Annotated in this window: 27 protein-coding genes and 1 tRNA gene; 20 read left to right on the top strand and 8 right to left on the bottom strand. The window is 71.9% G+C overall.

The window, feature by feature from the left end; genetic code table 11:
• The first annotated feature begins 83 nt into the window (after positions 1-83).
• The 4 genes from DEJ21_RS12180 (at position 84) to DEJ21_RS12165 (ending at position 4,531) form a co-directional block, all read left to right on the top strand.
• Positions 84-1,082 (top strand): RimK family alpha-L-glutamate ligase, encoded by a 999-nt coding sequence (locus DEJ21_RS12180; protein WP_111224736.1) that lies wholly within the window; start codon positions 84-86, stop codon positions 1,080-1,082.
• Positions 1,083-1,229: 147 nt separating this feature from the next.
• Positions 1,230-2,270 carry an LLM class flavin-dependent oxidoreductase gene (locus DEJ21_RS12175; protein WP_071406522.1) on the top strand — a complete coding sequence of 347 codons (1,041 nt, stop codon included), beginning with the start codon at positions 1,230-1,232 and terminating at the stop codon, positions 2,268-2,270.
• The gene (locus tag DEJ21_RS12170) at positions 2,270-3,589 is read left to right on the top strand and encodes an O-acetylhomoserine aminocarboxypropyltransferase/cysteine synthase family protein (protein ID WP_111224735.1); all 1,320 of its coding nucleotides are present in this window, start codon (positions 2,270-2,272) and stop codon (positions 3,587-3,589) included. The genes DEJ21_RS12175 and DEJ21_RS12170 overlap by 1 nt, the downstream gene beginning before the upstream one ends.
• A gap of 9 nt (positions 3,590-3,598) precedes the next feature.
• On the top strand, positions 3,599-4,531 hold the full coding sequence (locus DEJ21_RS12165; RefSeq protein ID WP_111224734.1) for a 4-(cytidine 5'-diphospho)-2-C-methyl-D-erythritol kinase: 933 nt from the start codon (positions 3,599-3,601) through the stop codon (positions 4,529-4,531).
• Between the two features lie 42 nt (positions 4,532-4,573).
• Here DEJ21_RS12165 and DEJ21_RS12160 read toward each other — a convergent pair whose 3' ends face one another.
• Complete coding sequence (locus tag DEJ21_RS12160; protein WP_111224733.1) at positions 4,574-6,226, bottom strand: glycosyltransferase family 39 protein; 1,653 nt, start codon at positions 6,224-6,226, stop codon at positions 4,574-4,576.
• Positions 6,227-6,321: 95 nt separating this feature from the next.
• Between DEJ21_RS12160 and DEJ21_RS12155 the strand changes: the two genes are divergently transcribed.
• The 6 genes from DEJ21_RS12155 to DEJ21_RS12130 are packed head-to-tail and all read left to right on the top strand — an operon-like array spanning position 6,322 to position 11,610.
• Positions 6,322-7,380: a ThiF family adenylyltransferase gene (locus DEJ21_RS12155; protein WP_181435861.1), complete on the top strand. Its 1,059-nt coding sequence runs from the start codon at positions 6,322-6,324 to the stop codon at positions 7,378-7,380.
• Between the two features lie 59 nt (positions 7,381-7,439).
• Entirely contained in the window at positions 7,440-7,856 is a 417-nt protein-coding gene (locus DEJ21_RS12150; protein WP_111224731.1) for a molybdopterin-binding protein, read from the top strand.
• Positions 7,853-8,656 carry a molybdate ABC transporter substrate-binding protein gene (modA, locus tag DEJ21_RS12145; RefSeq protein ID WP_111224730.1) on the top strand — a complete coding sequence of 268 codons (804 nt, stop codon included), beginning with the start codon at positions 7,853-7,855 and terminating at the stop codon, positions 8,654-8,656. Before DEJ21_RS12150 ends, modA begins: the two co-directional genes overlap by 4 nt.
• A 3-nt stretch (positions 8,657-8,659) precedes the next feature.
• Positions 8,660-9,460 (top strand): ABC transporter permease, encoded by an 801-nt coding sequence (locus DEJ21_RS12140; protein ID WP_071246956.1) that lies wholly within the window; start codon positions 8,660-8,662, stop codon positions 9,458-9,460.
• The gene (locus tag DEJ21_RS12135; RefSeq protein WP_258375034.1) at positions 9,457-10,497 is read left to right on the top strand and encodes an ABC transporter ATP-binding protein; all 1,041 of its coding nucleotides are present in this window, start codon (positions 9,457-9,459) and stop codon (positions 10,495-10,497) included. Before DEJ21_RS12140 ends, DEJ21_RS12135 begins: the two co-directional genes overlap by 4 nt.
• A gap of 12 nt (positions 10,498-10,509) precedes the next feature.
• Entirely contained in the window at positions 10,510-11,610 is a 1,101-nt protein-coding gene (locus tag DEJ21_RS12130) for a calcium:proton antiporter (protein WP_017888287.1), read from the top strand.
• 662 nt (positions 11,611-12,272) lie between these two features.
• On the opposite strand, the gene DEJ21_RS12125 is transcribed toward DEJ21_RS12130, so the two are convergent.
• Genes DEJ21_RS12125 through DEJ21_RS12115 form a run of 3 tightly spaced genes read right to left on the bottom strand, consistent with a single transcriptional unit; the run spans position 12,273 to position 15,022 of the window.
• Positions 12,273-12,521, bottom strand: coding sequence for a MoaD/ThiS family protein (locus DEJ21_RS12125; RefSeq protein WP_111224729.1), 249 nt, complete (start codon positions 12,519-12,521; stop codon positions 12,273-12,275).
• A gap of 3 nt (positions 12,522-12,524) precedes the next feature.
• Complete coding sequence (gene moaA, locus DEJ21_RS12120; RefSeq protein WP_111224728.1) at positions 12,525-13,577, bottom strand: GTP 3',8-cyclase MoaA; 1,053 nt, start codon at positions 13,575-13,577, stop codon at positions 12,525-12,527.
• A 5-nt stretch (positions 13,578-13,582) separates the two neighbouring features.
• Positions 13,583-15,022 carry a glycosyltransferase 87 family protein gene (locus tag DEJ21_RS12115; RefSeq protein ID WP_111224727.1) on the bottom strand — a complete coding sequence of 480 codons (1,440 nt, stop codon included), beginning with the start codon at positions 15,020-15,022 and terminating at the stop codon, positions 13,583-13,585.
• 87 nt (positions 15,023-15,109) lie between these two features.
• On the opposite strand from DEJ21_RS12115, the gene DEJ21_RS12110 reads away from it, so the two are divergent.
• From DEJ21_RS12110 to pheA, 4 genes are read left to right on the top strand one after another with little or no spacing between them, the layout of a single operon-like run.
• Positions 15,110-16,492 carry a molybdopterin-dependent oxidoreductase gene (locus DEJ21_RS12110; protein WP_111224726.1) on the top strand — a complete coding sequence of 461 codons (1,383 nt, stop codon included), beginning with the start codon at positions 15,110-15,112 and terminating at the stop codon, positions 16,490-16,492.
• The gene (locus DEJ21_RS12105) at positions 16,489-16,986 is read left to right on the top strand and encodes a hypothetical protein (protein WP_111224725.1); all 498 of its coding nucleotides are present in this window, start codon (positions 16,489-16,491) and stop codon (positions 16,984-16,986) included. The genes DEJ21_RS12110 and DEJ21_RS12105 overlap by 4 nt, the downstream gene beginning before the upstream one ends.
• 28 nt (positions 16,987-17,014) lie before the next feature.
• Positions 17,015-17,560, top strand: a complete 546-nt coding sequence (locus DEJ21_RS12100) for a MarR family winged helix-turn-helix transcriptional regulator (protein ID WP_017888293.1) — start codon at positions 17,015-17,017, stop codon at positions 17,558-17,560.
• 39 nt (positions 17,561-17,599) lie between these two features.
• Complete coding sequence (gene pheA, locus DEJ21_RS12095) at positions 17,600-18,556, top strand: prephenate dehydratase (protein WP_111224724.1); 957 nt, start codon at positions 17,600-17,602, stop codon at positions 18,554-18,556.
• Positions 18,557-18,565: 9 nt separating this feature from the next.
• Here the strand turns inward: pheA and DEJ21_RS12090 are convergent, their stop codons facing one another.
• Entirely contained in the window at positions 18,566-19,636 is a 1,071-nt protein-coding gene (locus DEJ21_RS12090) for a diacylglycerol kinase family protein (RefSeq protein WP_111023675.1), read from the bottom strand.
• Positions 19,637-19,690: 54 nt separating this feature from the next.
• Here DEJ21_RS12090 and serS point away from each other — a divergent pair, with 54 nt between their 5' ends.
• The 5 genes from serS (at position 19,691) to DEJ21_RS12065 (ending at position 23,074) form a co-directional block, all read left to right on the top strand.
• Positions 19,691-20,953 (top strand): serine--tRNA ligase, encoded by a 1,263-nt coding sequence (serS, locus tag DEJ21_RS12085; RefSeq protein ID WP_111038292.1) that lies wholly within the window; start codon positions 19,691-19,693, stop codon positions 20,951-20,953.
• The gene (locus DEJ21_RS12080; protein ID WP_111224723.1) at positions 20,950-21,813 is read left to right on the top strand and encodes an HAD family hydrolase; all 864 of its coding nucleotides are present in this window, start codon (positions 20,950-20,952) and stop codon (positions 21,811-21,813) included. The genes serS and DEJ21_RS12080 overlap by 4 nt, the downstream gene beginning before the upstream one ends.
• 83 nt (positions 21,814-21,896) lie before the next feature.
• Positions 21,897-21,981 (top strand) — tRNA-Ser (locus DEJ21_RS12075).
• A 2-nt stretch (positions 21,982-21,983) separates the two neighbouring features.
• The gene (locus DEJ21_RS12070; RefSeq protein ID WP_111087255.1) at positions 21,984-22,514 is read left to right on the top strand and encodes a GNAT family N-acetyltransferase; all 531 of its coding nucleotides are present in this window, start codon (positions 21,984-21,986) and stop codon (positions 22,512-22,514) included.
• Positions 22,511-23,074 (top strand): GrpB family protein, encoded by a 564-nt coding sequence (locus DEJ21_RS12065; protein ID WP_111224722.1) that lies wholly within the window; start codon positions 22,511-22,513, stop codon positions 23,072-23,074. Before DEJ21_RS12070 ends, DEJ21_RS12065 begins: the two co-directional genes overlap by 4 nt.
• An 84-nt stretch (positions 23,075-23,158) precedes the next feature.
• On the opposite strand, the gene DEJ21_RS12060 is transcribed toward DEJ21_RS12065, so the two are convergent.
• The gene (locus tag DEJ21_RS12060) at positions 23,159-23,854 is read right to left on the bottom strand and encodes an SDR family oxidoreductase (protein ID WP_111029862.1); all 696 of its coding nucleotides are present in this window, start codon (positions 23,852-23,854) and stop codon (positions 23,159-23,161) included.
• An 84-nt stretch (positions 23,855-23,938) separates the two neighbouring features.
• On the opposite strand from DEJ21_RS12060, the gene DEJ21_RS12055 reads away from it, so the two are divergent.
• The gene (locus DEJ21_RS12055) at positions 23,939-24,394 is read left to right on the top strand and encodes a helix-turn-helix domain-containing protein (protein ID WP_111032919.1); all 456 of its coding nucleotides are present in this window, start codon (positions 23,939-23,941) and stop codon (positions 24,392-24,394) included.
• Positions 24,395-24,453: 59 nt separating this feature from the next.
• Here the strand turns inward: DEJ21_RS12055 and DEJ21_RS12050 are convergent, their stop codons facing one another.
• On the bottom strand, positions 24,454-25,467 hold the full coding sequence (locus tag DEJ21_RS12050) for a LacI family DNA-binding transcriptional regulator (protein ID WP_232536521.1): 1,014 nt from the start codon (positions 25,465-25,467) through the stop codon (positions 24,454-24,456).
• A gap of 76 nt (positions 25,468-25,543) precedes the next feature.
• Positions 25,544-26,809 carry a Gfo/Idh/MocA family protein gene (locus tag DEJ21_RS12045; protein WP_375342400.1) on the bottom strand — a complete coding sequence of 422 codons (1,266 nt, stop codon included), beginning with the start codon at positions 26,807-26,809 and terminating at the stop codon, positions 25,544-25,546.
• Positions 26,810-26,852: the final 43 nt, after the last annotated feature.

Genomic DNA, 26,852 nt, shown 5'->3' with positions numbered 1-26,852 from the left:
CGCGCGGAGTGCTCACGCCCCCGAGAAGCAACGCCACGTCACACACTTGGGCACGTGCGGTATACCGTGCCTAGGGTGGGGGCGTGAGCACTCCGCGCGTGTACGTCATCCACGAGAACCCCGAGTGGTTCCCCCCGCTCGCCGCTGCCTTCGAGGCCGAGGGCGTCCCGGTCGAGGAGATCCTGCTGACCGAGGGGCAGATCGACCTCGCGGCCGAGCCGGCACCCGGCGTCTACTGGAGCCGCATGTCCGCGAGCTCCCACACCCGCGGCCACGAGCACAGCAAGGAGTACACCCGGGCGGTCCTCGGATGGCTCGAGCGTGCCGGCCGCCAGGTCGTCGGCGGCAGCCACGTGCTCGAGCTCGAGGTGTCCAAGGTCGCCCAGCACGGGCTCCTGCAGCAGGCCGGGTTCGACGTGCCGCGCACGACCGCCGTGTTCGGCACGACGACGCTCAAGGACGCCGCCCGCACCTTCACCGACGGGCAGGACGTCCCCTTCATCACGAAGCACAACCAGGGCGGCAAGGGCCTGGGCGTGCGCCGGTTCGACTCGCTCGCCGAGTTCGACGCCTACGTCGACAGCCCCGAGTTCGAGGCCCCGGTCGACGGCATCACGCTGCTGCAGGAGTACCTGACGGCGCGCGAGCCCTTCATCACCCGCGTCGAGTTCGTCGGCGGCGAGTTCGTCTACGCGGTCCGCGTCGACACCAGCGCCGGCAGCTTCGAGCTCTGCCCCGCCGACGCGTGCGAGGTACCGCAGGTCATCGCGGGTGCCGTCTGCGACGTCCCCGGAACCGAGACCGTCGGCGCGCCCCCGGCGTTCGCCGTCCGGACCGAGATCACCGTCGAGCACCCGCTGGTCCAGCAGCTCCGCACGTTCCTCGCCGACCAGCGCATCACCATCGCGGGCGTCGAGTTCATGGAGACGACGGACGGCCGCACCGTCGTCTACGACATCAACACGAACACGAACTACAACCCCGCGGTCGAGGAGTCCGCGCCGGCCTCCGGCCCGCGCTCCATCGCGAAGTACCTCGGTGGCCTGCTGGCAGCGGAGTACGCGGCGCAGCTCACGGCCTGAGAACGCAAGAACCACCGGACTGGAGGCCCGTGGCGGGCCCGCCACGACTGCCTCCGCTGGCTCCGGCAGCGCGATCCGCACAACGCTTCGCGTCGTCAACCAGCGGCTCCCGCCCGTCCGCCTTTCCCACACCCCCAAGGAACCAACGTGCGATTCGGATACTGGACCCCGCTCTTCGGCGGCTGGCTGCGCAACGTCGACAACGAGAACATGCCGGTCACCTTCGACTATGTGAAGCGCCTGGCGCAGCGCGCCGAGCGGATCGGCTTCGACCTGACGCTCGTGCCGGAGCTCAACCTCAACGACATCAAGGGCACGGCGGCGCCCTCGCTCGAGGCGTGGTCGCTCGCGGCGGCCATCGCGGCCACGACCGAGCGCCTGGAGATCATGGCGGCGATGCGTCCCGGGTACCACCTGCCCGCGGTGACCGCGAAGCAGGCGGCGACGATCGACGACATCTCGTGCGGCCGGTTCACCTTCAACGTCGTGAGCGCCTGGTGGGCGGAAGAGGCGAAGCAGTACGGCGGGATCTTCTCGGAGCACGACGACCGGTACAAGCGCACCGCGGAGTTCGTCGAGGTCATGAAGGGCCTGTGGCGCGAGACACCGTACTCGTTCTCGGGCGAGTACTACGACATCGAGAACGCGCACCTCGAGCCGAAGCCCCGCGTGACGCCGCGCATCTACGCCGGTGGGGAGAGCGAGGCCGGCAAGGCCGCGATCACCGGGTACGCCGACGCCTACGTCACGCACGGCGGCACGGTCGAGGAGCTCCGCGCGAAGATCGACGAGATGAAGCAGCGCCGCGTCGACGCCGGCCTGCCGCCGTTCGAGGCGTTCGGCATGGCCGCGTACGTCATCGTGCGCGAGACCGAGGAGGAGGCGCAGGCCGAGCTCGCCCGGATCACCGACGTGCAGCACGGCAAGGCGTACGAGTCGTACCAGGACTTCATCTCGAAGTCGCAGCTCGAGCACGTGCCCTCGCTCGAGGACTACTCGGTGTCGAACCGCGGCCTGCGCCCCGGGTTCGTGGGCACGCCGTCGCAGGTGGCCGACCGCATCCGGGAGTTCGAGGACGCCGGGGTCGACACGCTCCTGCTGCAGTTCTCGCCGCAGCTCGAGGAGATGGACCGGTTCGGCGAGCAGGTCATCCCGCTCGTCCGGCAGTCGGTCGGGGCGCAGTCCTGATGGGTGCCGCGCCGACCAACGCCGAGGACGGTTGGGCGTTCGAGACCCGCCAGATCCGCGCCGGCTTCAAGGCCGACCCGGGCTGGGGCGCGAACGTGCCGCCGATCGCGCAGAGCGCCGCGTACGTCTACCCGTCGGGCGAGGACGCGGCCGCGCGCTTCATGCTCGACGCTCCCGGCCACACCTACACGCGGGTGAACAACCCGTCGGCGGCAGCCCTCGAGCGCCGGATCGCCGACCTCGAGGGCGGGATCGGTGCGCTGGCGCTGGCGTCCGGGCAGGCGGCGACGTCGCTGGCCGTGCTCGGTGTCGCACGCGCCGGTGACCACGTGGTGTCGAGCGCCTCGCTGTACGGCGCGACCTACACGCTGTTCGCGTCGACCCTGCGGGACCTCGGCATCACCTTCACGTTCGTGCAGGACCCGACCGACCTGTCCGAGTGGGCGGCGGCGGTGCGCCCGGAGACGAAGGCGTTCTTCGGCGAGTCCATCCCGAACCCCCGCGGCGACGTCCTGGACTTCGCCGGGGTGGCCGGCGTCGCGCACGAGGCCGGTGTGCCGCTCATCGTCGACAACACCATCGCGACGCCGTACCTGGTGCGCCCGATCGAGCACGGCGCCGACATCGTCGTGCACTCGGCGACGAAGTACCTGGCCGGACACGGCAGCGCCATCGCCGGGCTCATCGTCGACAGCGGGAACTTCGACTGGGCCGCGCACGCCGACGCCTACCCGCAGCTGGCCTCGACCGAGCAGTCCGGGTTCGCGAACACGAACTTCGCCGAGAAGTTCGGGCGGCGGGCGTTCATCCAGCGCACCCGCTCGAAGCTGTCCGCCGACCTCGGGCCCGCGATCGCACCGTTCAACGCGTTCCTGGTGCTGCAGGGCATCCAGACGCTGTCGCTCCGCATGGACCGGCACGTGTCGAACGCCGCCACCGTGGCGAGCTGGCTCGACGCACACGACCAGGTCGAGCACGTGCACTACGCGGGCCTGCCGGCCTCGCCGTGGCACCACCTGCAGCAGCGCTACGTCCCGAAGGGGCCGTCGGCCGTGCTGTCGTTCGACCTGGCCGGTGGGGTCGCCGCGGGCCGACGGTTCGTGGCGGCGCTCGAGCTGTTCGACCACGTCTCGAACCTCGGTGACGTCCGCTCGCTCGTCGTGCACCCGGCATCGACCACCCACGTGCAGATGACCTCGGCCGAGCGGGCTGCCGCCGGGGTGGGGGACGGTCTCATCCGCCTGTCGATCGGCCTCGAGCACATCGACGACATCACCGCGGACCTGGCGCGGGGGTTCACGGCAGCCGCAGCGGGATAGGTTGGGCGCATGACCACGTTGGCCGCACCGACCCGCGTGCGGACGCGCGCCCCCGGCAAGATCAACGTGTTCCTGTCCGTCGGGGCGCTGCAGGGCGACGGCTACCACGACGTCGCCACGGCGTACCAGGCGGTGTCCCTGTACGAGGACGTCACCGCCGAGGCCGCCGACGACTTCTCGGTCACCTTCACGGGGCCGATCGACACGAGCACCGTGCCGGTCGACGAGTCGAACCTGGCCATCCGTGCGGCCCGGCTCGTGGCCGACGCGGCCGGACACCGCGGTGGCGTGCGGCTGACCATCGACAAGCAGGTGCCCGTCGCCGGCGGCATGGGCGGTGGCTCCGCGGACGCCGCGGCGACCCTGCTCGCCGTCGACACGCTCTGGGGCACCGCGCTCGGTCGCGAAGAGCTGCTCCGGCTCGCCGCACAGCTCGGCGCCGACGTGCCGTTCGCCTTCGCCGGCGGCACCGCCGTGGGCACCGGTCGCGGTGACGAGCTGAGCCCGGCGCTGGCCAAGGGCGAGTTCCACTGGGTCCTCGCCCTGAGCGACGACGGGCTGAGCACCCCGGCCGTCTACCGTGCGCTCGACGAGCACCGGGAGCGGTACCGCGCCGACATCTCCCCGGCGCCGTCGCACCCCGTGGTCGAGGCCAACGTGCTGCAGGCCCTGCGCGCGGGTGACCCCGACCTGCTCGCCGACTGCGTGCACAACGACCTGCAGGCACCGGCCATGCGCCTGCAGCCCCGGCTCGCGGCGACGCTGGAGCTCGGCGAGAAGTCCGGTGCCCTGGCCGGCCTGGTGTCCGGTAGCGGACCGACCGTGGCGTTCCTGGTCGGTGACCGTGACGCCGCGCTCGAACTGCAGGTCGAGCTCAGCGCCGCCGGCCTCGTCGCACTCCGCGCCACCGGCCCGGTGCACGGCGCACGCGTGGTGCACTGACCCGACGCCCCGGCACAGCCGTCGGCGGTTGGACCGCCACCGTCAGCGGCTGTACTTCCAGAGGATGACCGTGCCGGTGTGCCAGTAGCGCACGACGTGGAACCCCTCGGCCACGAGCGTGTCGGTGACCTGCGGGCGGATGTTCCGTGACTTGCCGCCGACGAACCACACGGTGTCGATGCCGGAGATCCGCTGGGGCACCGTCGTCGCGATGTCCCCGTTGACGTTCCAGAGCTGCCCGCGTTCGGCGCCGGTCTCGGCAACGGCGAGGTCGCGCATCCCGGTGAAGGCCTCGGGGTAGGAGTCGGCGATGACCTGCGCGGTGGTGCCCGGGTGCTCCCAGACGCTGCCGAAGACGACGCCCTCGTTCTGGTCGGTGCGCCGGTCCCGCTCGCGCTCGATGATCGCCGCCGCGTTGGCCCAGTGCGAGTCCTGCTTCGCGTGGGGCAGCCGGACGATCGTGCTCGTCGGTGCCGACACGAGCAGCATCCCGACGACCGCGAGCGCCAGCCACCGCCGGGGTCGGATCGCCGTGATCGCGAGACCGATGAGCAGCGCGACGAACGGCAGGCTCAGGCTGGCGTACTTCGGGGAGTACAGGTGCTCCCCGGCCGCGGTCGCGCCGACGAGCAGTGCGGTGGGCAGGATCGTCAGGGGGACGGCGACGCGCACGGCCTGCATCCGCAGCAGGTCACGGGCGGCGGGGGAGGGGCGTCGGGTGGCCCGGACGGCGAGCACGACGCCGACGATCATCAGCGCCCACCCGAGCACCGCGTACGGCCAGACGGCACCGAACCACGCGGTCGCGACGACCTGGCGCACGGTGGCCCACCCGACGCCGGTGATCCAGCCGACCTGCTTGGCCTGTCCTGCGGCGAGGACGATGAACGGCGACACCACGAGCGCGGCCCCGACGGCGGCGACGCCCCAGCGCACGAACGCGGCGCGGTCGACCATCGGCGCGGCCACCGGACCGCTGCGCTGCGAGAGCACGGCGTCGCGCCGTGCGGCACGGTCGGCGACGGCGGTCCAGAGGAGCACGACCCCGTGCGCGACGACGGCCAGGGCCAGGTAGACGTTGAACAGGACGGCCACCACGGCGAGCAGGCCGTAGACGACCCACCACCGGGTCGCGTGGTGCCGGGTCCGGGTGCGCCGGACCGCGGTGATCCCCACGAGGGTCAGCGCGACGGCGAAGGTCGTGACGGTGGCGTACGGGCGCCCCTCGGTGCCGGCCCAGGCGACGCGCGGCAGGACCAGGAACACGATCCCGGAGACGACGCCGAGCCGCACCCCGCCGAGACGACGGCCGAGCGCGACGACGAGGCCGGCGGAGACCCCGATGGCCAGCGCGCTCGGGAACCGCAGCGTGAACGGCGAGTACCCGACGAGCGTGAACCAGACGTGCATCACGGCGTAGTACAGGCCGTGGACGGCGTCGACGTTCTGCAGTTCGGCCCAGAGCGCCGGCCAGCTGCGCTGTGCGCTCGCGATGGTCGCGGCCTCGTCGTACCAGACCGACGGCACCCAGCTGAAGGCTGCTGCGACGACGACGCCGAGCGCGCCGACGGTGATCTCGGGGGTCCGTGCCAGGGCTCGGACGGCCGCCACGACGAGCCCCAGCGAGCGCGCGCGCACCGACGCGTCCGACGTCGTGCGTCGGACCGGGACGGTACCGGTGCGCGGGGAACTCACGCCCGCGACCGTACCGATCTGCTCTGGGGATCCGCCGCGTCCGGGCGCTGAACTCTCACATGCAGGAGTTCGGTGCGACGGGCCAGAATGACGGGATGGAACCCCTCGTCGCCCCCGCCACCGCGCTCTCCCCGGGGCGGACGCAGCTCGGATCGCGGACCGCCGCGCTCGCCGACGTCGGGGTCACCGGGCTGCGACGCCTGGCCACATCGCGCATCCTCGTCGTCGGGGCCGGCGGGCTCGGTGCGCCGGTGGTCGCGTACCTCGCCGGCATCGGTCGGCTCACGGTGGTCGACCCCGACGTGGTCGACGCCTCGAACCTCGCCAGGCAGACGCTCTTCACGGCCGCGGACGTCGGCTCGCCGAAGGCGCAGGTCGCGGTCGCCCGGGCCGTCGCTGTCGACCCGGAACTCGACGCGGTCGCCGTGGTCGGATCGTTCACGCCGGACCTGGTCGCCGGACACGACGTCGTGGTCGACGCCGCCGACTCGGTCGTGGTCACCCGGGCCGTCTCGGACGCCTGCGCCGCAGCGGGCGTGCCGTTCGTGTGGGGCACCGTGCTCGGCCACGACGGGCAGGTCAGCGTCTTCCGCGACGCCGGGCCGGACGGCGTCGACTTCCACGACCTGCACCCCGAGGCCCTGCCCGACGAGGGCTCGTGCGCCCTCGACGGCGTGGTCCCCGCACTGTGCGGTGCGGTCGGTGCGGTGATGGCGGGACAGGTCTTCGCGTTGGTCACCGGCAGCGGCGACCCGCTGCTCGGACGCGTCCTGACCGTCGACGCCCGCCGGTGGCGCTGGACCGAGAGCCCCGTCCGCCGCGGGCCCGCCTCGCGTCGACCGGCGCCTGCCCCTGGTGCATCCGCGACGCCGCGCATCGCGCCGTCCGCCCTGGCCGCCAGGGTGGCGGACCCGTCGGACCCGCTGGTCGTCGTCGACGTCCGGACCGACGAGGAACGCGCGGCCGGCGTGGTCGCCGGTGCCGTCACCGACGACACCGGTGCGGACGAGGTCGTCGTCTACTGCGCACGCGGACCCCGTGCGGACGCGTGGGCGGCGCGGCAACCGGCCGGGAGGCGCGTGACGGTCCTCGACGGCGGCTTCGAGGCCTGGCGTCGCGAGGGGCTGCCCGTGGCGATCGAGCACCGGTCCTGACCCAGCCCGGTCACCTCCACCGCCCCTGCCGCCGCATCCGCGGATAGGATCGGTGGATCATGACGCAACTGCGGGTACGGGATGCTGCGGCCTTCCTCGGGATCAGTGACGACACCGTTCGTCGGCTCGTCGACGGCGGCACCTTCACCCGTGCCACGGACGACGCGGGGCGAGCCGTGGTCGACGGTCGCGAGGTCGCCGCGTACGCGCGGGAACGCAGCTCCGAGCTGACCGACCCGGCGTCCGCGGTGAAGAGCTCGGCGCGCAACCGCTTCGTCGGGATCGTCACCGACCTGGTCGTCGACACCGTGATGGCGCAGGTCGAGCTGCAGTGCGGCCCGCACCGCGTGGTGTCCCTGATGAGTGCTGAGGCCGTCCGCGACCTCGGGCTCGAGGTCGGGTCCGTCGCGGTGGCGTCCGTGAAGGCCACGATGGTCGCCCTCGAGGCCCCTGCCCGGCACGAGGACGAACGATGAGCCGCCTCCGGCCGTTCGCGGCGCTGGCCCTCGCCGTCACCGTCGCGCTCGGGCTCGCTGCGTGCACGGCTCCGGACACGGGCTCGGTGGCATCAGCCCCGGCGGGTTCCGACACCGAGGGGCCGACCGGTTCGATCACCGTGTTCGCGGCGGCGTCCCTGCAGCAGACCTTCACGACCCTGGGCAAGCAGTTCGAGACCGCGAACCCCGGTGCCTCGATCCGGTTCTCGTTCGCCGGCTCGAGCGACCTCGTCACCCAGATCCAGAACGGCGCCCCCGCCGACGTGTTCGCGTCCGCCGACGAAGCGAACATGGCGAAGCTGTCGTCGACCGACCTGGCGAGCGGGTCGCCGCGGGACTTCGCGACGAACGTCCTCGAGATCGCCGTCGCACCGGGCAACCCGAAGGGCATCACGGACCTCGACGACCTGACGGCTCCGGGCGTCCAGCTCGTCACGTGCGCCGCCCCGGTGCCGTGCGGCGCCGCGACGGCGAAGGTCGAGTCCGCATCGGGCGTCGATCTCGAGCCGGTCAGTGAGGAGCAGTCCGTGACCGACGTGCTCGGCAAGGTCGAGTCCGGGCAGGCCGATGCCGGACTCGTCTACGTGACGGACGTCCGTGGGGCCGGCGGCAAGGTCGACGGCGTCCCGTTCGACGAGTCGGGCAAGGCCGTCAACACCTACCCGATCGGCGTGCTCCGGGAATCCGAGGACCCGGCGCTCGCGCAGGCGTTCTCGGAGTACGTCCGCTCCGCCGCCGGACAGCGCGTGCTCGCCGACGCGGGCTTCGGGAAGCCCTGACCCGTGGCTCCGCGCGCTGACGGACGGCCGCCGGTCGCGTGGTGGCTCCCGCTGCCCGCGGTGCTCGGCGGGCTGTTCGTCGTCGTGCCGGTGCTCGCGATGCTCGGCCGGGTGGACTGGTCGTCGTTCGTCGGGCTCGTGACCTCCACCGCGTCACTGACCGCACTCGGCCTCAGCCTCGGCACGGCGCTCGCGGCCACGGGCGTCGCGTTCGTCCTCGGGTACCCGCTCGCCGTGCTGTTCGCGCGGTCGCGGTCGCGCTGGGTCGGCGTCGCTCGTGCCGTCGTGCTCCTGCCGCTCGTGCTGCCGCCGGTGGTCGGCGGTCTCGCGCTGCTCGCGGCCTTCGGTCGGCTCGGGGTGGTCGGGGCGTTCCTCGACGACCACGGCCTGCACATCGCCTTCACCACGACGGCGGTCGTCATCGCGCAGACCTTCGTCGCGATGCCGTTCCTGGTGTCCTCGGTCGAGGGTGCGCTCCGCGTCGAGGGCGACCGCTACGAACGGGTCGCCGCGACCCTGGGTGCCGGGCCGACCCGGACGTTCCTGACCGTCACGACGCCGCGGGTCCTGCCGGGGATCGTCTCGGGGCTCGTGCTCTGCTTCGCCCGGGCGCTCGGCGAGTTCGGGGCCACCCTGACCTTCGCCGGCAGCCTGCAGGGGGTCACGCGGACCCTGCCGCTCGAGGTCTACCTGCAGCGCGAGGTCGACCCGGACACCGCGGTGGCCCTGGCGGTCGTGCTCGTCGTGGTGGCCGTCGTCGTCATCGGCGCCTCGTCGTTCCGCACCCGCGGAGCCCTGGCGTGACGGCCGAGGGTGCGGTGGGCGTCCGGGCGCACGTCGTCGTCGGGACGCGGGACGTCGACGTCGTGATCGAGGTCCGCGCGGGGGAGTGCCTGGCCGTCATCGGGCCGAACGGTGCAGGCAAGTCGACGGTGCTCGAGGCCCTGGCCGGGCTGCTGCCGATCGATGCCGGCCGGATCGAACTCGACGGGGTGCAGGTCTCGAGCCCGAGGCGCACCCTTCCCGCGCACCGTCGTCGGACCGGACTCGTCGCGCAGCGGTCCGACCTGTTCCCGTTCCTCGACGTTGTCGGGAACGTCGCCTTCGGGCCCCGTGCGGCCGGAGCCGGTCGCGCCGCGTCCCGGGAACGTGCCCGTGACGCGCTCGACGCCGTCGGGGTCGCCGACCTGGCCACGCGCGACCCACGCACGCTCTCGGGCGGACAGGCGCAGCGCGTCGCGATCGCCCGCGCGCTCGCCACCGACCCGGCGGTGCTGCTGCTCGACGAACCGACCTCGGCGCTCGACGTCGGTGCGCAGGACGAGGTCCGCGCGGCGCTCCGGACCGCCGTCGCCGGTCGTCCCGCCGTGCTCGTCACGCACGACCCGGTCGAGGTCGTCGCGCTGGCCGACCGCGTCGTCGTGCTCGAGGGCGGACGGGTGGTCGAGCAGGGCGTCCCCGCGGCCGTGCTCGGTCGTCCGACGAGTGCGTTCGCCGCGACGTTCTCCGGGCTCGCGCTGGTGCGTGGGACCGCCACCGGGGGTGGGATCGCGATCGACGGCGGGGGTGAGCTGGCGTCGGGGACGCATGCCGTGCCTCCCGGCCGGCCCGCCCTGGCCGCCTTCCACCCGACGGCCGCCCTGCTGACGCGGGACGGTGCGGGAGCCGCGCGCACCGTCTCGTCGCTCGAACCGCGCGACGGACTGGTGCGGGTGCGGGCCGGTGACCTGGTGGCGGACCTGACGCTCGCGCGGCTGACCGCGCTCGGGATCGCCCCCGGCGACGCGGTGCGCATCGACGTCCCCGCAGCCGAGGTGGCGGTCTACGCGCCCCGTGGTTGAGACAATGGTCGGATGACCTCCTGGTTCCCCAAGGTGTGGCCCGTGGCCACGCCGATCCTGGCGGCCGTCGTGCTCGCGTTCTCGTACGGCCGCTACGGGCTCGGCACCGCCGTGGTGGTCGTCGTCGCCGTCGTGCTCGCGGTCACGGTGCTCGCAGCCGTCCACCACGCCGAGGTCGTCGCGCACCGCGTGGGGGAACCCTTCGGCTCGCTCGTGCTGGCCGTCGCCGTGACGATCATCGAGGTCGCCCTCATCATCTCGCTGTCGAGCTCGGGCGGTGCGCAGGCCGAGACCCTGGCGCGCGACACGGTGTTCTCGGCGGTGATGATCACGATGAACGGGCTGGTCGGCCTCGCGATCCTGATCGGGACCCTGCGGCACAACACCGTGCGCTTCAACCAGGAGGGCGCGAGCGCCGCGACCATGACGGTGGCCGCGCTCGCCGTGCTGACCCTGGTGCTGCCGACGTTCACCACCGGCACCGACGACGCGTCCTTCACGGGGACGCAGCTGGTGTTCGTCGCGATCGCGTCACTGGTGCTCTACGGGCTGTTCGTCGTCACGCAGACCGTGGCCCACCGTGACTTCTTCCTGCCGGTCAACCGTGCCGGCGGGGTCCTGGTCGAGTCCGAGGACGCCCACGCCGCACGCCCGTCGGGTCGCACCACGATGGTGTCGCTCGGGCTGCTCGTGGTCGCGCTCGTCGCCGTGGTCGGGCTCGCCAAGGTGGAGTCGCCCGCGATCGAGGCCGGGGTCGCCGCCGTCGGGTTCCCGCCGTCCTTCGTCGGTGTCGTGATCGCGCTGCTGATCCTGCTGCCGGAGGGCATCGCGGCGTCGAAGGCCGCCGCACGGAACCGGATCCAGACGAGCCTGAACCTGGCGATGGGGTCCGCGATGGCGTCGATCGGTCTGACGATCCCGTCGATCGCGGTCGCGTCGCTGTTCATGCCGGGGACGCTGCTGCTCGGGCTCGGGCCGTCGCAGATCGTGTTGCTCGCGCTGACGATCGTCGCGGCGGTGCTCACCGTGCTGCCCGGTCGTGCCACGCGGCTGCAGGGTGGGGTGCACCTGGTGATCTTCGCCGCGTTCATCGTGCTGTCCGTCTCGCCGTAGGGCGGGGTGCGGGGTCGGTGGCTGGTTCGGCGCTGGCGGGTCGGGGGTCGGGCTGGGCTGGCTGCGCCAGGTCGTTCCGGGCGTACCTGGTCGAATCGGGCGTACCTGGTCGGAAGTTCGCACCAGGTATGCCCGGAAGCACCAGGTATCGCGGGCGTTCTGGGAAGGAACGGGCGCGGGGTGCGCGGGCGCGGGGTCGAATCGGGCGTACCTGGTCGTTCGGGGCGTGCCTGGTCGTTCGGGGCGTGCCTGGTCGATTTGGGCGTACCTGGTCGGAAGTTCGCACCGGGTATGCCCGAAAGCACCAGGCATCGCGGGCGTTCTGGGAAGGAACGGGCGTGGGGCGCGCGGGCGCGGGGTCGATTCGGGCGTGCCGGGTCGTTCCGGGTGTACCTGGTCGAATCGGGCGAACCTGGTCGGATGTTCGCACCACGTGTGCCCGGATGCACCAGGTATCGCGGGTGTTCTGGGAAGGAACGGGCACGGGGTGCGCGGGCGCGGGGTCGAGTCGGGCGTACCTGGTCGTTCCGGGTGTACCTGGTCGAATCGGGCGTACCTGGTCGGAAGTTCCGACACGGTATGCCCGGAAACGCCAGGTATCGCGGGCGTTCTGGGAAGGAACGGGCGTACTACCGCTCAGCCGCCGAACTCAGCCCCCGAACTCAGCCGCCGGCGAAGGGCGGCATGACGTCGACGACCTCGACCCCGTCGAGCGAGGTCGCCCGGTCACGCGTCGTCACGCCGTCGACCAGGTACGAGCAACGCTCCTGCAACGCGGTCCAGCGCGCAGGGTCCGCCACGTCGGCCGCATCGATCGCGCCGAGGGCGGCCTCGATGGTGGGGCCCGACGTGGTCAGCGAGTCGACACCCACGGCAGCGCGGGCAGCGGCGAAGAACCGGATCGTGGTCATGCCTCAGCCGCCGATCGCGCTCATGCCGCGCGTCGGGTGCACGAGCTCGTCGCTGTCGTCACCGTGGTCGCGCGGCTTCGCCCACATCGCGAGCCGCCAGAGCTCGGCGACCTGGTCGTCGTCCGCCCCGGAGCGCATCGGCCCGAGCACGTCGGTCTCCTCGTCGGAGAACAGGCAGCTGCGCACGTGCCCGTCGGCGGTCAGCCGGGTGCGGGTGCAGTCGGCGCAGAACGACTCGGTGATGCTCGCGATGATCCCGACGGTGCCGAGCGGCTCCCCGGTGACGGCGTCGTGCACGCGGTACCGCTCGGCCGGGGCGCCGTCGCGCGGGGCGTCGTCCGGCGTGAGCACGAACGACGTCGCCAGCAGCGCGCGGGTCTCGGCGGCGGTGATCATCTCGGTGCGGTCCCAGGCGTGGTCGGGGTCGAGGGGCATCTGCTCGATGAACCGCAGCTCGTAGCCTCGCTCCAGGCACCAGCGGAGGAGTTCCGGGGCGGCCTCGTCGTTGATCCCGCGCAGCAGCACCGCGTTCACCTTGATGTCGAGTCCGGCGTCGTGCGCGGCCGACAGTCCGGCGATGACCTTGTCGAGGAACGGCCTGCGGGTCACGGTGGTGAAGACGTCGGGGTCGACGGTGTCGAGCGAGACGTTCACGCGCCGCAGCCCGGCGTCGTACAGGCCCTGGGCGCGGTGGGCGAGGCCGATCGCGTTCGTGGTGAGCGACAGCTCCGGGGCGTCGGGCAGCGCGGCGCACCGGGCGATCACGTCGACCAGGTCGTGCCGGAGCATCGGCTCCCCGCCGGTGAACCGGACCTTGCGGACGCCGAATTGCGACGAGCCGATCCGGACCAGCCGCTCGATCTCGGTCGCCGTCATCAGTGCCTCGTCGGGGGCGAACGGCAGCCCGGCCGCGGGCATGCAGTACGTGCAGCGGAGGTTGCAGCGTTCGGTCAGCGACACCCGCAGGTCGACGGCGCGACGCCCGAAGCGGTCGACGAGCCCGGCGGGAGCCGGGTCCACGGAGCCGGTCGTGCCGAGCAGGATCGCGGGTGCCATGGTCGTCAGCGTACGTGTTCCACGCGCCGGAACGTCAGCCGCTCCCACCACCGTCGCCACTGCGACCGCTCCGTGCGCAGCAGTGTGACGACCACGATGACCGCCACGGCCGCGAGCAACCACCACCGGTAGGCGTCCGCCGACGGCCACACCCCGCGCAGCGCGATGGCGAGGCCGATCGACAACCACTCCCACCGCCCGGACAGCACCACGAACGGGATGAGCAGCAGCGCGTACCAGGGGTAGCGCGGTGTCACGGCGAGGAACGTCACGCCGATCATCAGGACCTCGCCGGACCAGGGGCGAGCCGGGTCGGACAGCCGCCACGCGACGAACGCCGCCAGCAGCACCAGGAGCCCCACCACCAGGGTCGCCGCGTCGCCCTTGACCACGAGCGACACCAGCGCGAACCGGGAGCCGTCCTCGTAGCCCTCCTCGTTCAGGTAGCCGGGCAGGTACCCGAGCACGTCGAGCCCGGTCGTCAGCACGTAGGGCACGTAGAGCAGCCCGAACACGGCGATGCCGATGGGGATCGCCCACCACGCCCGACCGCGGCCGAGCAACGGCGGGTACACGATCGCCGGGATGAGCTTCGTCGCGGTCGCGGCCCCGAGCGCGATGCCGCCCCAGATCGGTCGGCCGAACGCGACGAGCACGACACCGGCCGTGGCGAGGGCGGCACCGACGACGTCGACGTGCGAGTTGGTGACCGCCTCGGACGCGACGAGCGGCGACCAGGCCCAGAGCGCCGCCCACCAGGTCGGACGGCCGATCCGGCGGAGCACCAGGACGAGCCCGACGGTCACACCGAGCGACACGAGCAGCCCGGCGACCTGGAACGGCAGGTACTGCGCGGTCGCCGGCACGAAGAACCGCACCGCGGCGAACCACAGCTGCGCCATCGGCGGGTAGATCGTCGTGACGTCCGGTCGGTTGATCGCGGTGCAGTGCCCGTCCGCGCCGTCGCCGAGCCCGCGGAACCGGGGCTTCAGCGGATCGCACGTGCCGTCGACCTTGTCGGGGAACAACCAGTCGGGTCGGAGACCGGACAGTGCCGCGGACTGGGGGGTGTGCGCGTACGGTGAGACACCGGCATGCTGGACGATGCCGTCCCACGCGTACCGAGCGGAGTCGGTGCTCGTGTTGGGCGGGCCGACCAGCGCGGCGATGCCGATCACCACCGCTCCGCCGATGACCATGGTGGTCATCCACCGGACGGGCACGAAACGCACCGCGAGCACGGCGATGACGAAGACGGTCCAAGCGATCAGCGTCCACGCAACGAATGCAGAACGATGGCCCGATCGGAGGAACCCCAGATGCGTGACGCCGACGGCGATGACGCCCGACAGGGCCAGCACTCCCACGACGGCCAGCACCGTGCCGATCCGCGCGGCGGTGCCGTCGGCCAGGGACGGTCGGAAGGCACGCAGTCGGTCGCTCATGGTCCGTCGAGGCTATCCGGCCTCCAGCGCCTGCTGCACGACGGACGAGCAGCTCTGGCGTCCCCCAACCGCAACGCCCGGTCGGCGGTGGTGCTCGGGCGCCTGCTCGGCATCGCGTTCCTGATCTGCTTCGGCACCGGGATCTACAGCCACCTGCTGCAGGAACCGCTCGGCTGGATGCGGTTCCCGACACGGCCAACGCAGCTGTACCAGTTCACGCAGGGCCTGCACATCACGACCGGGATCGCGATCATCCCGCTGCTGCTCGCCAAGCTCAACGCCGTCATGCCCGCCCTGGTGCAGGTGCCGCCGGTGCGCGGCGTGCTGCACCTGCTCGAGCGGCTGTCGATCGCGGTGCTCGTGTCCGCGTCGATCATCCAGGTCGTCACCGGCCTGCTCAACACGTACCAGTGGTACCCGTGGCCGTTCCCGTTCCGCCAGGTGCACAACGCCCTGGCCTACGTGATCATCGGGTCGCTGGCCATCCACATCGCCGCCAAGCTGCCGGTCATCGCCCGGTACTGGCGGAAGCGCGACTCCTACGACGCGCACGGCCGGTTCATCGCGGACCCCGCGTCCGGCAGTGAACTGCTTCCTCCTGGCCTGGAGGCCCGTGGTGCGTCCGCCCCGCACGCTGCGGTCGCCGAGACCGCCGGGTCCACCGCCCCCGGCCTGCTGGGCCGCGTGTTCCGCTGGATCGACGGCGTCGACGCCGCCCCCGGCGGCGCCGAGTCCCGTACCACCGGACCCGACACGGCCCCGGAGACCCGCGAGGTGTCCGAGGAGCCGAGTCCCGCCCAGCCGACGGCCGACGCGCCGGAGGCGAGCCGGGCCTCCAGGCCGACGCCGGAAGCCGCCACCGGACGACGCCAGCGCATCGCCCGACGCGGGTTCTTCGCCGGCGTGACGGCGGCGACCGTCGGTGTCGTCGCGCTCACGGCGGGGCAGTCCTCGAAGCTCGCGGAACCGATCAACGTGTTCGGCGCCCGCGGCCGCGGCATCGGCGCGAACGGGTTGCCGGTGAACCGGACCGCGCGGGCGGCCGGCGTCCTCGCCAGCGCGACCGCCGCCGACTGGACGCTCACCGTCGTCGGCCACGACGTGAGCCGGACGTTCGTCCGGGCGGAACTCGTCGCGCTCGGCACCGCGCAGGTCGACCTGCCGATCTCGTGCGTCGAGGGGTGGAGCCAGATGGCGACCTGGAAGGGCGTGCGGATGCGCGACCTGCTCGACGCCGTGCAGGCGCCGCAGGGGTCGCACGTTCGCGTGACGAGCCTGGAGCGGCACGGCGGCTACCGGATCATGGACATGGGACCGGAGTACGCCGAGGACCCGACGACGCTCGTCGCCCTCGAGCTGAACGGTGCGACGCTCGACCTGGACCACGGGTTCCCGGCGCGGATCATCGCTCCGGGGCGGCCCGGTGTGCTGCAGACCAAGTGGATCGAGAAGATCGAGGTGCTCCGGTGAAGGCCGCGCGGATCGTGCTCGTGGTGATCGGCGTGCTGGTCATCGCCTTCGGGGCGTACGTGCTCGTGACGTCCGTCAAGCCGAACCGCATCGGCGGGCTCGGGGTGTGGCTGCTCGCGGCGGTGGTGCTGCACGACGCGGTCCTGTCACCGTTCGTGGTCGGTGCCGGGCTGCTGCTGCGACGGGCCGGGCGCGCGCTACGGGCCTGGGTGCTCGTCGTCGTGCAAGCGGCGATCGTGCTCGGCAGCGTGCTCGCCCTGGTGGTCCTGCCGGAGATCGCGGCGAAGGACCACGGGCAGAAGAACCCGACCGTGCTGCCGTTCGACTACGGCACGCGGCTGCTGCTCGTCGAGGGGGCGCTGCTCGTCGTCGTGGTGGTCGTGCTCGTCATCGGGGTGGTGCGGTCGCGTCGCGCTGGCGGGCCGTCTGGTTCGGCGGGTTCGGCTGGTTCGTCTGGTTCGGCTGGTTCGTCCGCGGTGCGCACCACTGGTTAAAGAGACAACCTTTCGGTATGATCAGGTCATGACCGACGAGACCCCGTGGCTCACCCGCGAGCAGCTGCGCGCGTGGATGAAGCTCGTCGCGGTCATGGAACTCCTGCCGGCCGCGCTCGACCAGCAGCTGCAGCGTGACGCCGACCTGACGCACTTCGACTACATGGTCATCGCGATGCTCTCCGAGACCGACACCCGGACCCTGCGGATGTCGGCGCTCGCCTCGGCCACGAACGCCTCGTTGCCGCGGCTGTCGCACGTGGTGTCCCGCCTCGAGAAGCGCGGGCTCGTGACCCGGTGCCCGTCGACCTCCGACCGCCGGGCCACCGACGTCCGGCTGACCGACGCCGGGTACGCCACGATCGTCGACGCTGCCCCGGACCACGTCCGCACCGCCCGCCGGGTGGTCATCGACGCGCTCTCCGACGAGCAGGTCGCGCAGCTCGACGGCATCGCTGCGTCGCTCCTGACGCGGCTCGACCCCGAGGGGCGGTTCGCGGCGCTGACGTACCCGCGCGAGGACGACGACACCGCGATCTGCGAGCAGCGGCTGACGGGTGCGGCGACGGACTGAGGCCGCCTGGCCCCCGTGTCCCTGCAATAGGCTCGCCGCATGACCGACCCCGCCGCGCCGTCCGACACGTACTCCTACCTCGGACCCGCCGGCACCTTCACCGAGGCGGCCCTGAAGCTCGTCGAGGCCGCCGCAGGCAAGCCCTGGCGGAGTGTCAACAACGTCGGTGAGGCCCTGGATGATGTCATGTCCGGCCGCTCGATCGGCACCGTCATCGCGATCGAGAACAGCGTGGACGGTGGGGTCAGCGCCACGCAGGACGCCCTGGCCCGGATCCCCGGCGTGCGGATCGTGGGGGAGTACCTGGTCCCCGTCGACTTCGTGCTCGTCGCCCGGCCCGGCACGACGCTGGCCGACGTCCGCACCGTGAACGCGCACCCGGTCGCCTACGCCCAGACCCACAACTGGCTCGAGGCGAACCTGCCCGGGCACGGCCACATCCCGGCGTCGTCGAACGTCGCCGCGGCCCTCGCCCTGCTCGAGGCGAACCCGACCGCCGACGCCGCTGTCGCACCGCCCGGCATCACCGACCACCACGACGTCGTCGTGCTCGCGTCGTCCATCGGCGACAACGCCTCGGCGGTCACCCGGTTCGTGCTCGTGTCGAAGACCCTCGCCCTGCCCGAACCGACCGGCGCCGACAAGACCAGCGTCATCGTCGAGCTGCCGGCCGACCACCCCGGCGCCCTGGTCGACATGCTCGAGCAGTTCGCGACGCGGGGCATCAACATGGGGCTGCTGTCGTCACGCCCGATCGGTGACGAGCTCGGCCGCTACCGGTTCGTCATCGACCTCGACGGGCACGTGCGCGACGAGCGGGTGGCGGACGCGCTGCTCGGCCTGCGCCGGTTCAGCCCGCGCGTGACGTTCCTCGGGTCGTACCCGCGTGCCGACGGCGCCCGCCCCGAGGTGCCCGCGCGCTACTCGGACGCCGCGTTCGTCGAGGCGCGGGACTGGCTGCGCGCGATCGTGTCGGGCGAGCCCGGGGCGCGGTAGCGCCGCGGGTCAGGGCACCTGGCGCGAGCCGTGGCGGTCGTCCGCCGGGTCCGGCACCCGCACGGAGAGCCCCATCGGGTCGATGCGCGAACGGAAGGCGATGACCTCGCCCACCGGGTCGCCGTCGATCTCGAACTCGTCAGGCCGCTCGAGCCGCGCCGTGAACTCCTGCCCGCGCAGGTAGCGCAGGGGTCGTTCCTCGCGCGAACGCGACACGATCTTCTTGCCGACGGCGGTCTTGCCCAGGTTCGACCGGCGGAACGCCCGCAGGATCCCGTTCTCCCAGAACACCCGGGCACCGATCCGCACCCAGCCGAAGAACCCGCGGGGACGCATCACGGCGATGTCGAACACGCCGTCGTCGATCTCAGCGTCGGGCAGCAGGATCGCGCCGGCCTGCAGCATGCCGCAGTTGCCGACGATGAGCGAGTGTGCCCGGAGCGAGTGGTTGCCGTCGTCGTCCAGCTGGTAGCGGAACTCGAACGCGTTGGCGTCGCGCACCGAACGGAACAGCGAGTCGACGTAGGCGAGCCAGCCGACCTTCTTCTTCAGCTCGGGGCGGGTGTTCACGAGCATCCGCGCGTCGAGCCCGAGGCCCGCCATCACCAGGAAGCCGAAGCGTTCGCGCTCGCCGCCGGGGCGCTCGACCTTGAGCATGCCGAAGTCGATCTTGCGGTCGTCGCCGTGGAAGATCGTCCGGACGCTCGCGGCCAGGTCGTCGAGGGGGAGCTTCATGTTGCGCGCGAGCAGGTTGCCGGTGCCGCTCGGCAGCAGCGCCAGGGTCGAACCGGACTCGTGCACGACCTCGGCGACCGCACGGACCGTGCCGTCACCGCCGGCCGCCGCGACGACGTCGGCACCGGCCTCGATCGCCGCGCGGGCCATGCCGCCGCCCGGGTCTTCTTCTGAGGTCTCGAACCACAGGGTCTCGGCCCAGCCGGCCTGCTGCTGGTGTTCCTGCACCGTGCGCTTGAGGGTCGGCAGGTGGACCTTGACCGGGTTGTAGACCACCGCGGCCGTCCGCTGCTCGGTGGGGAGGGCGTCCTGGTCCGCGGGCGCGGTCTCCGATGGGGTCGACATACGTCCACGCTACCGATCGAGGCTGCGTGCGGTTGCCCCGTCTAGGATGGGGCGGTGATCGATCCACAGCTGCTTCGCGACAACCCGGACGTCATCAAGGCTTCACAGCAGGCGCGTGGTGCCTCCGTGGCCGTCGTCGACGAAGCCGTCGCTGCGGATTCCGCCCGCCGCAGTGCGATCACCTCGTTCGAGTCGCTCCGCGCCGAGCAGAACGCGTTCGGCAAGACCGTCGCCAAGGCCCCGAAGGACGAGAAGGCCGCGCTCGTGCAGCAGGCCCAGGCCCTCGCCGCCAAGGTGAAGGAGGCCCAGGCCACCGTCACCGCGGCCGAGGACACCTTCAACACCGTCGTCCGCGGCATCCCGAACGTCGTGCTCCCCGGTGTGCCCGAGGGCGGCGAGGACGACTTCGTCACGCTCCGCACCGTCGGCACCAAGCCCGAGTTCGACTTCGAGCCGAAGGACCACGCCGACCTCGGCGAGCACCTCGGCATCATCGACATCCCCCGCGGCGTGAAGGTCTCCGGCTCGCGCTTCTACTTCCTGCGCGGCATGGGCGCCCGGCTCGAGATCGCGCTGATGTCGCTCGGCCTCGACCGTGCGATCGCCGCCGGCTTCGAGCCGCTCATCACCCCGACGCTCGTCCGCCCCGAGACGATGGCCGGCACCGGGTTCCTCGGTGAGCACGCGGCCGAGGTCTACCGGCTCGAAGCCGACGACCTGTACCTGACCGGCACGAGCGAGGTCGCCCTCGCCGGGTTCCACGCCGACGAGATCCTCGACATCGAGAAGACCGCGCACCGCTACGCCGGCTGGTCGACCTGCTACCGCCGCGAGGCCGGGTCGGCGGGCAAGGACAACCGCGGCATCCTCCGCGTGCACCAGTTCAACAAGCTCGAGATGTTCACCTACGTGCACCCCGACGAGGCCGAGGCCGAGCACGAGAAGCTCGTCGGGTACCAGGAGCAGATGCTGCAGGACCTCGGGCTGCACTACCGCGTGATCGACGTCGCCGGCGGTGACCTCGGCACGAGCGCCGCGAAGAAGTACGACATCGAGGCCTGGGTCCCGACGCAGGGCACGTTCCGCGAGCTCACCTCGACGTCGAACTGCACGACGTACCAGGCCCGCCGCCTCGACATCCGCTACCGCACCGAGAGCGGCAAGACCGCCCCGGTCGCCACCCTGAACGGCACCCTCGCCACCACCCGCTGGATCGTCGCGATCCTCGAGACGCACCAGCAGGCCGACGGTTCCGTCGTCGTGCCGGAGGTCCTGCGCCCCTACCTCGGTGGCGTCGAGGTGATCGAGCCCCGATGAGCACCCAGGGACGGTTCGTGGACGGCACCGAGCAGGGCGCGGGCACCGACGCGCCCGCCCGCACCAAGCGCTGGCTGGTCGCGCTCGACATCGACGGCACCACCATGCGCGAGGACGGTGTCATCACCGAGGTCGTCGTGGCGGCAGTCCGTGACGCCGAGGCCGCCGGGCACGAGGTCATGCTCTCGACCGGCCGCAGCGAGGGCATGACCGTGCCCCTGCTCGAGACCCTCGGCATCCGGCCGAAGTACCTGGTCTGCGCGAACGGTGCGCTCATCCTGGCCCGCCGCGCCGACGGCTCCTACGTGCGCGAACACGTCGAGCGGTTCGACCCGTCCGAGGTGCTGCAGACCATCCACGGCGCGCTCGAGAACGCCGCGTTCGGCGTCGAGGACGAGACCGGTCACTTCCTGCTGTCCGGCAACTTCCCCGACGACACGATGACCGTCGAGGGCGAGCACGTGCCGTTCGAGCAGCTGCTCGGCGTCGAGGCCACCCGCGTCGTCGTCATCTCGCCCGGCCACGACACCGAGGACTTCCTGCAGATCGTCGAGAAGATGGGCCTGCACAAGGTCTCGTACTCCGTCGGCTGGACGTCGTGGCTCGACATCGCTCCGGAGGGCGTGACGAAGGCCACCGCGATGGAGCGCGTCCGCGAGTGGCTCGACATCCCGCGTTCCCGCGTCTTCGCCGCGGGCGACGGCCGCAACGACATCGACATGCTCCGCTGGGCCTCGACCTCCGGTCGCGGCGTCGTCATGGGCCAGGCCCCCGACGACGTCGTCGACGCCGGCAACGAGCTCACCGGCGGCATCACCGACGACGGCCTGGCAGCGGCGCTCGACTCCCTGCCCCGTTAGTCCGCGCTCGCGCGCACCCCTGCCTGGAGGCCCGGGTAGACTTCCCGGGACGCGATCACGTCTCGCCACGTGGTCGCGTCACTGGAGGGTTGTCCGAGCGGCCGATGGAGCCTGTCTTGAAAACAGGTGGGCAGAGATGTCTCGTGGGTTCGAATCCCACACCCTCCGCGATGGACACACGGTTGCGCCCACTCCGCCTCGACGACGCGGCCGTCCTGGCTGCGGTCATCACCGAGAACGCCGACCACCTGCGACCGTGGGAACCGGCCCGAGCGCCGTCGTACTACACGGAGTCCGGCCAGCGGGACGTCATCACGCAGGCCCTCGCCACGCAGCGCGCCGGCAACGCGGTGCCGTTCGTCATCGAGTCGACCGACGGGGAACTCCTCGGCCGCATCACGCTGAGCGGCGTCGTCCGCGGCGCCCTGCAGTCGTGCGCGATGGGGTACTGGGTCCGCGCCGACCGCACGCGCCAGGGTCACGCGTCCCGCGCTGTCCGTGCGGCGGCCGATCACGCGTTCGACGTGCTCCGTCTGCACCGCGTGCAGGCCGAGACCCTGCCCGAGAACGTCGGCTCGCAGCGCGCGCTCGAGTCGGCGGGCTTCACCCGGTACGGCTTCGCGCCGGAGTACATCAAGATCAACGGGGTCTGGCGCGACCACGTCATGTTCCAGCTCCTCGCGCCGACGCCGGCGCCGTGATCGAGGTCGTCGAGTACCGGTCGTCGTGGCCCGAGCGGTTCCGGCAGCTGCACGATGCGTACGCTGCCGCGCTCGACGACGCCGACGTGCGGTTCCGGAGCATCGAGCACGTGGGCAGCACGTCCGTGCCGGGCTTGGCGGCGAAGCCCGTGCTCGACGTCGACGTCGTGGTGGACGCTGCCGACGTCCCGGCTGCAGTGGCGGCGATGGCGACGATCGGCTTCGAGCCGCGCGGTGAACTGGGCGTCCCGGACAGGCAGGCGTTCCGGGCTCCGGAGCGCTTCGCCCCGACGAACACCTACGTCGTCACGACCGGGTCGCTCGCGCTGCGGAACCACCTGGCCGTCCGCGACGTGCTGCGCGCCGACCCGGTGCTCCGCGACGAGTACGCCGCCGTGAAACGCCGGGCAGCCACCGAAGCCGCGGACATCGACGACTACATCGAGCGGAAGAGCGACGTGCTGAGCCGGATCCTCCACGCCGGTGGCCTGTCCGACGACGAGCGCGCCGCCATCACCGCCACGAACCGTCGGATCACCGACCGTGGCGCGGGTGGCTGACGCGATCAGGGCGGGTGACGGTTCTGGTTCAGGAACCCGGGTGTTCGTGAACCAGAACCGTCACCGTCCCGACGAGAACCGGCCTCAGGCGCTGGCGAGCATCGGGTAGAGCGCGGTGAGCGGGGCGCTCAGGCCGGCACGGACGTCGCGGCTGACCTGGTCGGCGAGGACCTCGTGCTCGCCGGCCTCGACCGCGTCCCAGATCGAACGGACGATGTCGGCGGGGTCGGACTTCTCGACGTCGAGGTCGGCGATCATGCCGGTGTCGGTGTAGCCGAGGTGGGCGCCGACGACCTGGGTGCCCTGGGGTGCGAGCTCGAGACGCAGCGAGTTCGTGATCGACCAGAACGCGGCCTTCGACGCCGAGTACGCGCCGGCGAGGGCGACCCAGCTCAGGGCGGAGTGCACGTCGATCAGCGCACCGTTGGCGATCGAGGGGGCGAAGGCCTTGGCGACGCGGAGTGCACCGAAGACGTTGGTGGCGAAGATGCGCTCGACCTCTTCGACGGAGACGTCGACGAGCGGGTCCGAGCCGGCGATCCCGGCGTTGTTCACGACGACGGTCACGTCGGCTGCGGTGCGGGCCGCGGCGTCGACGCTCTCCTGGCTCGTGACGTCGAGGGCGAGCGGGACGATGCGCTCGTCGTCCCAGGTACGCGGGTTGCGGGCGGTCGCGTAGACCTTGGTGGCGCCACGCTCCAGGGCCTGGCGGACGAACTCGGCGCCGAGGCCGCCGTTCGCTCCGGTGACGAGGACGACGGCGTTGGTGAGGTCGGTCATGAGTGCTCCAGACGAGAGAAGTTGAGTACGGAAACCGAACCTAGCACGTTATGTCCGGAAATCGAACCCAGCTAAGATGAACGCATGCTCGGCATCCTCGGCGGCGACGAGCGCTGCCCCATCGCACGCTCCCTCGACGTCCTCGGCGAGAAGTGGACGCTCATGATCGTCCGCGACGCCGTCGGTGGCTCGACCCGCTTCAGCCAGTTCCAGCAGAGCCTCGGCATCCCGCGCGAGGTCCTGACCGCACGCCTGGCCTCACTCGTCGACGGGGGAGTGCTCGAGCGCACGACCTACAAGCCCGAGGGGGCACGTGCCCGCGAGGAGTACGTCCTGACCGACGCCGGCCGCGACCTGTCGCTCGTGCTGCTCGCCCTCGGCGGCTGGGCCGACCGGCACCGCCCGTCCGAGCGGGCGTCGGACCTGCGCTTCGTCGACGCCGAGACCGGCGAGGCGGTCGAGGCTGCCGCCGTGACCGTGGATGCGCAGGAGCGCATCCCGACCGCGCGCCTCCGCGCCGTCATGGAGCCGGCGTCCTGAACGCGACCAGCTGACGGACAGGAGGCCCGTGGCGGCCCCGCCCCGCGCCTCCCGTCCGGTCAGCGACGCACGTCGCACCCGCAACTCGCGCCGAGGACCAACTCGGCGGGGACCAGGTCGCGGTGCCACTGGTTGTCGGCGTCGAGGCCGAGCACGCGGTCGACCGCGGCGACCGCCATCGTCTCGATCGGCTGCCGGACCGTGGTGAGCTGCGGGTTCGTGTAGTCCGCCTCGGCCGCGCCGTCGAACGACACGATCGCGACGTCCTCGGGGACGCGCAGACCGAGTTCCCACAGTGCGCGCATGACGCCGATCGCCTGCATGTCCGAACTGACGAAGACGGCTCGGGGCCCGGTCTCGTCGGCGAACATGCGGAGGCCGGCTTCGTAGCCTCCGCGCCGGGTGAAGTCGGTGCGGACGATGGGGCCGTCGGGCAGGCCGGCCTGGCGCAGGGCCCGCATCCAGCCCTGCTCGCGGAGCTCCATCGAGCCGGTGTGGCCCATCACGAGGCCGATCGAACGGTAGCCGTGCTCGACCAGGTGCTGCGTGCCGTCGAGAGCGCCACGCAGGGCGTCGACACCGATGCTGGCGTACTCGGGGACCTCGAAGAACGTGTTGAGCAGGACCATCGGCAGGCCGGGGTCGGTGACGGTCGACAGGTCCGGGTGGGTCATGATGCTCGTCACGATGATGCCGTCGACCTGGCGGGCGGACAGGCTGCGGAGCCGCTCGCGCTCCTGGGCGGCGTCGCCGTCGCTGTTGGCGAGCAGGACGTCGTAGCCGCGTGCGGCGGCGGCGTGGGTGACCGCGACGGCGAGCTCGGACCAGAACGGGTTGTCGAGTTCGGGCACGATCAGGCCGAGCATCTTCGACGAGCCGGTTCGCAGGGCCTGGGCGCTCGCGTTCGGGCGGTAGCCGAGGACGCGGATGGCCTCGCGCACCCGGGCGGCGGTGGCGGCGGCGACGGGGCGCGGTCCGTCGTGCACGACGTAGCTGACGACGGAGGTGCTGACCCCGGCGTAGCGGGCGACGTCCGCACGGGTGACCGCCCTGGGGTTCGTCGGGACGGTCACGGGTGCCACCTTCGTCGGGTCCGGGAGCGTCGTTCGGGTGCCGGCCCACGACGGACCGGCACCCGAACGACACGTGTTACTCGGACGCGATCGTAGCCGACGACGTGCTGCCTGCTGACGTCGGTGCGCTCGTCGTCGCAGTGCTCGTCGTCTCCGGGGCGTCACCGAAGTCCGGCACGTCGAGGCGGGCGCCACCCTGCAGCGCGGACTGGTGGGCGATGATGCCCGGCAGGGTGAAGCGCGCGGCGGTCCAGGCGTTCACCGGCGGCAGGGTCCGGTCGACGACGGCGCGGACGAAGTCGTCGGCGAGGAACTGGTGGCTGCCCTCGTGCCCGGTCGGCACACCGTCGTACTCGGCGGGCAGACGGTCGGTGTCGTGCACCTCGGCGTAGCCGGAGACGAACGCGTCGCGCAGGGACGGGTCGACGTCGGCCAGGCGCGGGTCGTCGAGGGACATCGTCGCCTGGGTGTCGATCTTGTCGCTGATGTCGTGCGAGTCCTGCTTGTCCTGCCAGACGCTGGTCTTCGCGAGCTGCTCGAAGCTGGCCTCGGTGCCGAAGTAGCGGAAGCGCGACTCCCGGATGTGCGACGGGTAGCCGACGCGACGCATCTCGTTGATGCGCATGACCCCGCCGTTGTCGAGCTCGAACAGGGCGGTGGCGTTCGAGAAGTCGTTGTCGAACTGGCTGACGTCCTTGTCGAAGACGCCGTCGCCGCGGTCGTCCTTGACGCCGATGCAGCTGACGCTGACCGCGTGCCCGGGGATCGCACCGAGGACCCCGCCGACCGAGTGCGTCGGGTAGAGCATGGGCGGGTAGCTGGCGGTGCGCTTCCACTCGTCGCCACCGCTGTACTGGTACGCGGCGTAGAAGCCGAGGTCCATGTCGTGCACGTAGTCGCCCTCGGCGTAGAACACCCGGCCGAAGGCGCCGGCGGCGACCTGCTTGCGGGCGAACACCGTCGCGGGGTTGTAGTAGCTCGTCTCGCCCATCATGTAGGTCAGGCCGGTCTCGCGGACCGCCTGGATGATGTCGCGGATCTCGTCGACGGAGATCGCCATCGGCACGGCGGAGTACACGTGCTTGCCGGCGCGCAGGGCCTTGACCACGAGCGGACCGTGGGTCCAGCGCTGCGTGAAGATCGCGACGGCGTCGACGTCCGAGGCGAGGACGGCGTCGAAGTCGGGGAACGTGCCGTCGAGGTGCTGGGTCTCGACGAGTTCCGACGCGCGCTCGCCGACGAGGTCCGTGACGTAGACCCGGTCCACGTCGGGGTGGAGCTTGAACAGCTTGGCGAACTGGGGGGCGAACTGGCCCGCGCCGACCATTCCGACAGAGATCATCAGTGACCTTTCCAGGGGTGTGGGATGCGTCGCCGAGCGGGTC

The sequence above is a fragment of the Curtobacterium sp. MCSS17_006 genome, from assembly GCF_003234215.1.
Taxonomy (GTDB): domain Bacteria; phylum Actinomycetota; class Actinomycetes; order Actinomycetales; family Microbacteriaceae; genus Curtobacterium; species Curtobacterium flaccumfaciens.
Note: the sequence above shows the minus strand (reverse complement) of the source record. Positions and strands in the feature narration are given on the sequence as shown.